This is a genomic window from Streptomyces mesophilus (assembly GCF_011044995.1).
GTDB lineage: Bacteria > Actinomycetota > Actinomycetes > Streptomycetales > Streptomycetaceae > Streptomyces > Streptomyces mesophilus.
The window spans coordinates 18,897-27,937 of the sequence record NZ_JAAKZW010000098.1; the positions used below are offsets into that span (position 1 = coordinate 18,897).

Annotated in this window: 10 protein-coding genes and 1 other RNA gene; 8 read left to right on the forward strand and 3 right to left on the reverse strand. The window is 68.6% G+C overall.

Annotated features, from left to right (window positions below; translation table 11 throughout):
* The first annotated feature begins 28 nt into the window (after positions 1-28).
* Positions 29-685 (forward strand): hypothetical protein, encoded by a 657-nt coding sequence (locus tag G6045_RS22195; protein WP_165333800.1) that lies wholly within the window; start codon positions 29-31, stop codon positions 683-685.
* A gap of 97 nt (positions 686-782) precedes the next feature.
* Here the strand turns inward: G6045_RS22195 and G6045_RS22200 are convergent, their stop codons facing one another.
* The gene (locus tag G6045_RS22200; RefSeq protein ID WP_165333801.1) at positions 783-974 is read right to left on the reverse strand and encodes a hypothetical protein; all 192 of its coding nucleotides are present in this window, start codon (positions 972-974) and stop codon (positions 783-785) included.
* Between the two features lie 370 nt (positions 975-1,344).
* Between G6045_RS22200 and ftsE the strand changes: the two genes are divergently transcribed.
* The 5 genes from ftsE (at position 1,345) to ssrA (ending at position 5,275) form a co-directional block, all read left to right on the forward strand.
* Positions 1,345-2,034: a cell division ATP-binding protein FtsE gene (gene ftsE, locus G6045_RS22205; protein WP_052578648.1), complete on the forward strand. Its 690-nt coding sequence runs from the start codon at positions 1,345-1,347 to the stop codon at positions 2,032-2,034.
* A 33-nt stretch (positions 2,035-2,067) separates the two neighbouring features.
* Entirely contained in the window at positions 2,068-2,985 is a 918-nt protein-coding gene (gene ftsX / locus G6045_RS22210) for a permease-like cell division protein FtsX (RefSeq protein ID WP_165333802.1), read from the forward strand.
* A gap of 67 nt (positions 2,986-3,052) precedes the next feature.
* Positions 3,053-4,213, forward strand: coding sequence for a S41 family peptidase (locus G6045_RS22215; RefSeq protein ID WP_165333803.1), 1,161 nt, complete (start codon positions 3,053-3,055; stop codon positions 4,211-4,213).
* A gap of 19 nt (positions 4,214-4,232) precedes the next feature.
* Positions 4,233-4,757 carry an SsrA-binding protein SmpB gene (smpB, locus tag G6045_RS22220; RefSeq protein ID WP_165333809.1) on the forward strand — a complete coding sequence of 175 codons (525 nt, stop codon included), beginning with the start codon at positions 4,233-4,235 and terminating at the stop codon, positions 4,755-4,757.
* A 130-nt stretch (positions 4,758-4,887) separates the two neighbouring features.
* Positions 4,888-5,275: a transfer-messenger RNA gene (ssrA, locus tag G6045_RS22225) on the forward strand.
* A 73-nt stretch (positions 5,276-5,348) separates the two neighbouring features.
* On the opposite strand, the gene G6045_RS22230 is transcribed toward ssrA, so the two are convergent.
* Together G6045_RS22230 and G6045_RS22235 are read right to left on the reverse strand one after the other, a co-directional pair.
* On the reverse strand, positions 5,349-5,855 hold the full coding sequence (locus G6045_RS22230; RefSeq protein ID WP_165333804.1) for a DUF1203 domain-containing protein: 507 nt from the start codon (positions 5,853-5,855) through the stop codon (positions 5,349-5,351).
* A 76-nt stretch (positions 5,856-5,931) separates the two neighbouring features.
* Entirely contained in the window at positions 5,932-6,351 is a 420-nt protein-coding gene (locus G6045_RS22235; RefSeq protein ID WP_165333805.1) for a DUF4870 domain-containing protein, read from the reverse strand.
* A 196-nt stretch (positions 6,352-6,547) separates the two neighbouring features.
* On the opposite strand from G6045_RS22235, the gene dacB reads away from it, so the two are divergent.
* Both dacB and G6045_RS22245 read left to right on the forward strand, forming a co-directional pair.
* Complete coding sequence (gene dacB / locus G6045_RS22240) at positions 6,548-8,140, forward strand: D-alanyl-D-alanine carboxypeptidase/D-alanyl-D-alanine endopeptidase (protein ID WP_165333806.1); 1,593 nt, start codon at positions 6,548-6,550, stop codon at positions 8,138-8,140.
* 350 nt (positions 8,141-8,490) lie between these two features.
* A partial coding sequence (locus tag G6045_RS22245; protein WP_165333807.1) for a hypothetical protein occupies positions 8,491-9,041 on the forward strand: 551 nt, incomplete at its 3' end.

Consider the following 9,041-nt stretch of genomic DNA (forward strand, 5'->3'; position numbering starts at 1 on the left):
GAGAACAGCTACTGGGGGTAGCAGCCAGATGACGAAGAAGACGCGGATCCGCGTTGCGCGGATAGCCGCCGGCGCCGTGATCGCGGCCGGTGCGTCGCTGACCGCGGCCGGTGCGGCCTCGGCCGCCGGCGTGGACGTGGACCTCGGCCCTCTGGGCGGTGCGAGTGTGTCGGCCGACCAGAGTGGCATCGGTGTCGACGCCCGCGTGGGTCCTGATGACGAGCCGGGCGACGACGAGACGGAGATCCCGACCACGCCGCCGACCGAAGAGCCGCCCACGGAGGAGCCTCCGACCGAAGAGCCTCCGACCGAGGAGCCGCCCACGGAGGAGCCTCCGACCGAGGAGCCGCCCACGGAGGAGCCTCCGACCGAGGACCCCACGGACGACCCGGGTAACGGGAACGGTGGCTCCGGCAACGGTGGCTCCGAGAACGGTGGCGGCACCGGCGGCAACGAGACCGACCCCGACAACGAGGGCAACCAGCCCGTCGAGCAGGGTGGCAAGGAAGGTCTCGAGGACACGGGCTCTGCCCCGGCCGAGGCCGGCAGCGGTGGCGGCGAGCTCGCCGAGACCGGTGCCGCCGAGACCACGTTCCTGCTCATCGGCGCCGCGACCATGATCGCGGGCGGTATCGGCTTCCGGGCGCTCCCGCGTCTGGTCTCCGGCCGCAACGCCGCTGCCTGATCCGAGGCACAGCAGCACAGGCAACAGCAGCAAGGCGCAACGGAAGGGCCCGGAGCCACTGGCTCCGGGCCCTTCCGGCATGTCGTACGGACGGCGGCTAAGCCGCCTGGTGCGCCACCAGCGCCATCGCCGCGACCACCATCACAAGCAGCGCTATCAACGTCACCGGGTTCAGCCCCCCGAAGGGGCCCTGCTGCTCGAGCCGCTCACGATGCGCCCGGCACACCCGGCACCGGCCCTCGCTCACGGGCGCCGCACAGTTCGCGCACACCAATCGGTCATAGGTCATGCGCCTGTCCTTCCTCCCGCGCGGGCCAAGCCGCGTCACGCGTCCCATTGCGACGGGTACCCACCGCATGGTCTCACCGCGCACAACGCTCCCGGGAACTCGACGGTTCCCTCTACCACTGTGCCAGCTTCGCCACGATTCGGCGCGCCCCACGAAAAGAGCCCGGATCCGGACCGCGCTCACAAGGCCGCCGACCAGGGCCGTCGCGCCGGATTCGGACCGGTCTGTTCCACTCCCGTACCGGAAGAGAACCGCGAGAGATCCGCGACAAATCGCACAACCCACGCGCAACCCCTGCCGCCCCCTGCGCCGCGTACCCCGGTTCGCGTATGGTCACGCACACCTACCCCCGGCGACTCGTGGTGCATCCGTGATCCGATTCGACAACGTCTCCAAGACCTACCCCAAGCAGACCCGCCCCGCACTCAGGGATGTCTCCCTGGAGATCGAGCGTGGCGAGTTCGTCTTCCTTGTGGGGTCATCCGGCTCCGGAAAGTCGACGTTCCTGCGGCTGATCCTGCGCGAGGAGCGCTGCAGCCAGGGCCAGGTGCATGTGCTCGGCAAGGACCTCGGCAAGGTGTCCAACTGGAAGGTGCCGCACATCCGGCGCCAGCTGGGCACCGTCTTCCAGGACTTCCGCCTGCTGCCCAACAAGACCGTCGGCGAGAACGTGGCGTTCGCGCTCGAGGTCATCGGCAAGCCCCGCGGCACCATCCGCAAGACCGTCCCCGAGGTCCTCGACCTGGTCGGGCTCGGCGGCAAGGAAGAGCGCATGCCGGGCGAGCTGTCCGGTGGTGAGCAGCAGCGCGTGGCCATCGCCCGCGCCTTCGTGAACCGGCCGATGCTGCTGATCGCGGACGAGCCCACGGGAAACCTGGACCCGCAGACCTCCGTCGGCATCATGAAGCTGCTCGACCGCATCAACCGGACCGGCACCACCGTGGTGATGGCTACCCACGACCAGAACATCGTCGACCAGATGCGCAAGCGCGTCATCGAGCTGGAAGGCGGACGCCTGGTGCGCGACCAGTCGCGCGGCGTCTACGGCTACCAGCACTGAGGCACAGAGCCACCGAGCACTGAAAGGACGCCGATGCGCGCCCAATTCGTCCTGTCGGAGATCGGCGTCGGTCTCCGCCGTAACCTCACGATGACCATCGCGGTGATCGTCTCCGTCGCCTTGTCGCTCGCGCTGTTCGGCGGTGCCCTGCTCGGCCTGAAGCAGGTCAGCGTGATGAAGGGCTACTGGTACGACAAGGTCAACGTCGCGATCTACCTCTGCAACAAGGGCGACGCGGAGTCGGACCCCAACTGCACCGAGGGCGCGGTGACCGCGGCGCAGAAGAAGGCCATCGAGACCGACCTGGACAAGCTCAAGCCGGTCGAGAACGTCCTCTTCGAGACCAGCGACCAGGCGTACAAGCACTACAAGGAGCAGTACGGCAACTCGCCGCTGGCCCAGAGCCTCACGCCGGACCAGATGCAGGAGTCGTTCCGCGTGAAGCTGGACGACCCGGAGAAGTTCAAGGTCATCTCCAGCGCCTTCTCGGACCGGCCGGGTGTGCAGTCGGTCCAGGACCAAAGAGACACCGTCGACAAACTCTTCGAGTTGCTCAACGGCATGAACGTCGCGGCCCTCGCCCTGATGGGCCTGATGCTGGTCGTCGCGCTGATGCTGATCGTCAACACCGTGCGTGTATCGGCGTTCAGCCGGCGCCGCGAGACGGGCATCATGCGGCTGGTCGGCGCCTCCAGCTTCTATATCCAGCTGCCGTTCATCGCGGAGGCGGCGTTCGCGGGTGTGCTGGGCGCGGGCCTGGCGGCCATCCTCCTTGTGAGCGGCCGCTACTTCATGATCGACGGCGGACTTCATCTCGCGGAGAAGATGCCGCTGGTGAACTTCGTCGGCATGGGCGAGGTGTTCGCCGTCCTCCCGTTCGTGATCGTGATCGGACTTCTGATGCCCGCGCTGGCTGCTTTCTTCGCGCTGCGCAAGTACCTGAAGGTGTGAGACATGTCCAGGGCGCCGTACGGTCAACAGACCGTACGGCGCCCTGCGTTGTCCTAGACTCACCGACATGTCGGGCCCCGAGAGCCTCTTCAAGAGACCCCGCAGCATGCGCCGCGGGGCGGGTCTGACGTTCCTTTTCGCGGGTGTGCTCGCCGCGGGAGCCGCCACCGGCTCCTTCGGCTCGGAGCCGCACAAGTCGGCCGAATCGCCGCCCCGTTCCACCCCCGTCGCCCAGGACGTCTCCGAGGCCGCCGCCGAGGCGATGGCCGACGGCAAGTCGCCCACCGACGCCGCCCGGGAGGCGGTCAGCCGCAGCGGCGACCGCTGGGGGAAGGTGTACGACGAGAAGGAGTACGAGAAGTTCGAGCAGGCCCTCGACGGCGAGTACACGGGCGTGGGCCTGTGGACCCGGCGCGACGGCGCGGGACGGATCGAGGTCGCCGCCGTCCAGCACGACGGGCCCGCGGCACGGGCCGGCATCGCCGAGGGCGACCGGCTGCGCTCCATCGACGGGCACCGGCTCGACGGCCGCTCGCCCGCCGAGGTCGTACGGCTCCTGCGCGGCGGGGACGACGCCGGCCCCGGCAGCGAGGTCACGCTCGGCCTGCAGCGCGGCAAGCGCACCTGGGACAGCACCCTCGAGCGGGCCACCTTGGAGAAGCAGACCGTTTCGGTACGGGACTTCGGCGACGGCACGCGCCTGGTGAAGGTCACCTCCTTCACCAAGGGCTCCGGCGCCGAGGTCGGCAAGGCGGTCACCTCGGCCCCCGCGGGGCACGGCATCCTCCTCGACCTGCGCGGCAACTCGGGCGGTCTGGTCGCCGAGGCGGTGGACGCGGCCTCCGCGTTCCTCGACGGCGGCCTGGTCGCCACGTATGACGTACGGGGCGAACAGCGCGCGCTGCACGCGATCCGCGGCGGTCAGACCTCCAGACCCCTGGTGGTCCTGGTCGACGGCGGGACGATGAGCGCTGCCGAGCTGCTCGCCGGCGCCCTCCAGGACCGCGGCCGCGCGGTCGTCGTCGGCTCCCGCACCTTCGGCAAGGGCTCGGTCCAGATGCCGACCCGGCTGCCGGACGGCTCCGTGGCGGAACTGACCGTGGGCCACTACCGCACTCCGTCGGGCCGCAGCGTCGACGGCCGGGGCATCACGCCGGACCTGAACGCGGGCGAGGACGCCGAGGCGAGGGCCCGCACAGTATTGAGTGGCCTCGGACCCCCCTCGTAGTGCGAAAATGGCCAGCACTATGGCCAAGATGAAGGAAACCCGTAAGTCGGAGAAGTCCGCGGCGAAGGACAAGGGACCCGAGCGCAAGCTCGTCGCCCAGAACAAGAAGGCACGGCACGACTACCTCATCCTCGACACCTACGAGTGCGGTCTCGTGCTCACCGGTACCGAGGTGAAGTCGCTGCGCCAGGGCCGGGCCTCGCTCGTGGACGGTTTCGTGCAGATCGACGACCACGAGGCGTGGCTGCACAACGTGCACGTACCCGAGTACGCCCAGGGCACCTGGACCAACCACTCCGCACGCCGCAAGCGCAAGCTGCTCATGCACCGTGCCGAGATCGACAAGCTCGCGTCGAAGCTCCAGGAGACGGGGCACACGATCGTGCCGCTCGTCCTGTACTTCAAGGGCGGCCGGGCGAAGGTCGAGATCGCGCTCGCCAAGGGCAAGAAGGAGTACGACAAGCGGCAGACGCTCCGCGAGAAGCAGGACCGGCGCGAGGCGGACCGGGCGATGTCGTCCGCGAAGCAGAGGGAGCGGGCGTAGGTTCGTGGATCCGGTGGGCCGGACGGGAAATAAGTTGGCCCCGCCGGGCGCTGTTCACGTACGATGGGCACTGCACCGCACAGCCGGTGCGGGTATCCGGACCTCAGGGTCCGGCTTGAAAAATCAACATGGGGATGATCGGTTTCGACAGCGGATGTCGAAGCAGGGGAAGCGTGTCGAGGAAGCGGCAATGATCTCGTTAACCATATGTCGCAACCAATAATCGCCAACACCAAGAGCGATTCCCAGTCCTTCGCCCTCGCTGCCTAATAACAGCGACTGAAGGACCCTAAAAGGGTGTCAGCCCGGGGAAGTTCCCGACCCGGATCCTGGCATAATCTAGGGAACTAAACCTTTTCACCCGGTCACGGGGTGAAAAGGGAAATCAAACAGTGACTGGGCCCGTCGGCGACTTGTTCGCGTGATCACCGGGGCCGAGAAAATCACAGCGAACTGCACACGGAGAAGCCCTGATTCAGCACCGTTGGACGCGGGTTCGATTCCCGCCATCTCCACCACCCCATGTGGCCCCCGGCCTGACGAGTACCTCGTCGGACCGGGGGCTTTTCGCGTGTCACGGCAGGCTGTAGATCACGGCAGGCGCCGGGCCTCCAGGAGGAAGCAGCCGTATTCCACGGCCCTGACGTGGATCAGGGCCACCGCCGGGTCCGCGAAGGCTTCCTCCAGTGCGGGCTCCACCTCGGTGGCCCGTTCCCGGGGGATTTCCAGCAGGCGGCCGCCGAGGATGCGGCCCTCGGTGCTGTACGCCCGCAGGACGCGGTGGTCGCCGTGCAGGGTGGCGGGGTAGCGCAGGGTGCCGGCCGCCACGCCCTCGCACTCGTCGGCGTGGATGAAGACCGGGCCGCATTCGTCGTAGGCGCCGGGCTCGGCACCCGTCCGCGCCGCCCACCGGCGCAGCGGTGCGTACGAGACGAGCACGATCCGCTCCCCGGGCGCACTGCGTCGCAGACAGCACCGCAGCGGGGCTCCGCCCTCGGGGTCGGTCGCGGGCTCACGGGTGCGGCCGGCGTCGTCCTGCGCCCGGAGCTGTTTCAGGACGGAGGGATCGATGGCCTTGAGCTCGTATGTCGTCGTCATGCGTTCCAGCATCCGCGCGGACCCGGATGCGGGCTGGCGGAATTCGGACGCAGTATTCGGCGGCATTATTGCCGGGCTACTTCACCATCCGGAAAGCCAAGTACGCCGGATAGCGAAAGGGCTCGATGCGATACGCGTGGAACAGCGCGCGGCACGTGGCGTAGACGCCGAGGGCGAAGTAGAGCAGGCCCGACAGGCTGAGGACGACCAGGGCGACCACCGCGAACGTCGAGGACGACGTGACCAGGGCGCCCACGATGAGCACCGCCCACACGCTCCAGACCATCAGCTGCGTGAGCGTGAAATTCAGCGCCGTGGTGGCGTGGGCGCGGTTGTGGGCGTTCTTGGCGGTGGCCCTCAGGCACAGGGCCGGTATCCATGCCAGGTACGGGAAGCCCGTGAGCAGGCACAGGGTGTGGGAGGCGTGGCTGAACAGGGCGGCCGAGGTGTCCTGGGTGGTCGTCGGTATCGGCATCGCCGAGGTGTGCGTGGTCATGAGCGTGCTCCGTATCGCAGTTCCCCCTGCTTCCCCGGGCCCCGTCGATCCCCTGATCTCCCGGGTGCCCCACGCCTCTCAGCCTAGAAAGTCGCTATTGCGGCGATCGGGATGATTCGTAACAGAATGGCGGCGATACGGGAGCGCCCTCACGCCGTCTGTTGCGCCGGCGCCGATTCCGGGATGCTGCGGTCGCATGAGTAGACCTCTGGGACGTATGCGTAAGCGGGCCTTCGCCCTGCCCCTCGTCGTCGGTCTCGCCGCCACCGTGCTCACCTGGAGCGGCCCCGCCGGCGCGGACAGTGACGCGGCCGCCCGGCCCGGGCTCACCGAGGCCATCGAGACGATCCTCGCCGATCCGCGCATGGACGGGGGCGCGGCGAGCGTCGTCGTCGCCGATGCGGCCGGTGGGGAGATCTTGTACCGGCACGAAGCAGGGGACCGGCTGATGCCGGCCTCCAACACGAAACTGGTCACGTCCGCGGCGGCGGCCGAACTGCTCGGCACCGACTACCGGTTCACCACCGAGGCGCTGGCCGCCGGGCGGCAGCAGGGTTCCGTACTGCGGGGCGATCTCTACCTGCGCGGAAGCGGGGACCCCACCGCGCTCGCGAGCGACTACCGCAAGCTCGCCGCCGAGGTCGCGGACCGCGGGGTGCGGACCGTCACCGGTGAACTCGTCGCCGACGACACCCGGTTCGACGACCAGCGGCTCGGGCGGAGCTGGGCCGCCGATGACGAGTCCTCGTACTACTCGGCCCAGATCTCCGCCCTCACCGTCGCGCCCGATACGGATTACGACTCCGGAACGGTGATCGTCGAGGTGTTCCCGGGCGCCGCGGCGGGCGACAGTCCGCGGGTCGCCCTCACGCCGCGGACCGGATACGTCGAGATCGTCAACGAGGCCGAGACCCTGCCGGCCGGACAGGAGGGCACGCTCACCGTCGAGCGGCGGCACGGCACGAACGAGATCGTGGTGAGCGGCGGCATCGCGGCCGGCGACGGCCCGGTCAAGGAGTGGGCCACCGTCTGGGAGCCCACCGGCTACGCGGCCGACGTCTTCCGGCAGGCACTCGAGGACGAAGGCGTACGTGTCGTCGGCAAGACGCGACTCGGGCGGCAAGCACCGGAAAGTGTGCGGGAGTTGGCGGTACACCGGTCGATGCCGCTCAAGGAGCTGCTCGTACCGTTCATGAAGCTGTCCAACAACATGCACGCCGAGGCGCTGACCAAGGCCATCGGATACGAGAAGTCCGGCCGCGGGACCTGGAGCGCCGGACTCACCGCCATCTCCGGGTACTTGAAGCAGGCGGGCGTCGACAGCTCGCGCCTGCGGCAGGTGGACGGTTCAGGGCTCTCGCGCATGAACAACTTCCCCGCCGCGCAGCTGGTCGAGCTGCTGCTCTCCGTACGGGACGAGCCCTGGTACGCGGACTGGGCGCGGTCTCTGCCCGTGGCCTGCGACCCCGACCGTTTCGTCGGCGGCACGCTCCGGTCCCGGATGTGCGGGACGCCGGCCGCGCTCAACGCCCGGGCCAAGACCGGCTCGTTGACGGGCGCGTCGGCGCTCTCCGGCTACGTGGTGGACAAGGGCGGCCGTGAGCTCGTCTACGCGATCGTGCTCAACAACTACCTCGCCTCGTCCGTGAAGAGCATCGAGGACGCCATCGTCGTCACCCTCGCGTCCTCGGACGGCGACGGCGCCACGACGATCAAGCCACTCAAGAACCGGGCAGCGGAGGGCAATTCGGACATCGAGTGTTCCTGGAGCAAGGCAAGGGGCTGCTGAGGAGGGTGAGGACAGGGGTCGTGGGAGCCGCTGCCTGCGACCCCTATCACATATGGGGAAAGTTTTGCCATGTGTTGGAACCGCTCCCACGGCGCCCCGTGTCTTCACCGGGGCTGGAGACGGGCGGTGAGGTCTCGAAGACGCGAGGCCAGACGGACGGCATGGGTGACGAGGCTGTGCCGAGGCAGAACTGACCTGAACCAACGGGTGTCACTCTTCTGCGCTACATTCATCACACGAGTGCAGAGTGAAGTCAGGGGCGCTCGGAGCGGGTGGGGGCCCGGTCCGGAAGCGGCCGGCCTGTCTCACGGGTTCACCCGTCGGTTCCTTGGGGGAATAGGCGTACAGCAGTGGAGAATTGGCGGGAAGACGCCCTTTCGGGGCATACGCATGATCCGAACGAGGTCACGGTCCAGATCGACGGACTGGGCCGCCTTTCGGGCATTGAGCCCTTGGCTGCTGAGCGCCAGGAGGCCGCCGACAAGCCGGTGTTCGTCGACGAATCCGGCAGCCGCGGCCGCAGAGTCCGCCGCATAGGCTGGGTCATAGGCGTGGTCTGCGCGATCTACGCGGTCGTGCTCGTCACCACCCTTGCCTCCGGGAACTCGGACGCACCCTGGATGCCGGGTCTCGGCAAGGACAGCAAGCCGGCCGGCAAGGTGAAGCCCACCTCGAGCCCGGCCGGTCCGGAGGCCACCTCCAGCAAGGGAGCCACACCGGCACCCGGCGAGAGCGCCACCAGAACGCAGAACCCCACGCCCTCCTCCGGGATTTCGGGCGCACCGGATCCGACCGCAAGCCCTTCGGGTTCAGCCAAGCCGACCGGGAAGCCCACCACCGGCAACCCCGATCCCGACCCGGATCCCACCACACCCGACCCCGACCCGACCCCGACCGAGCC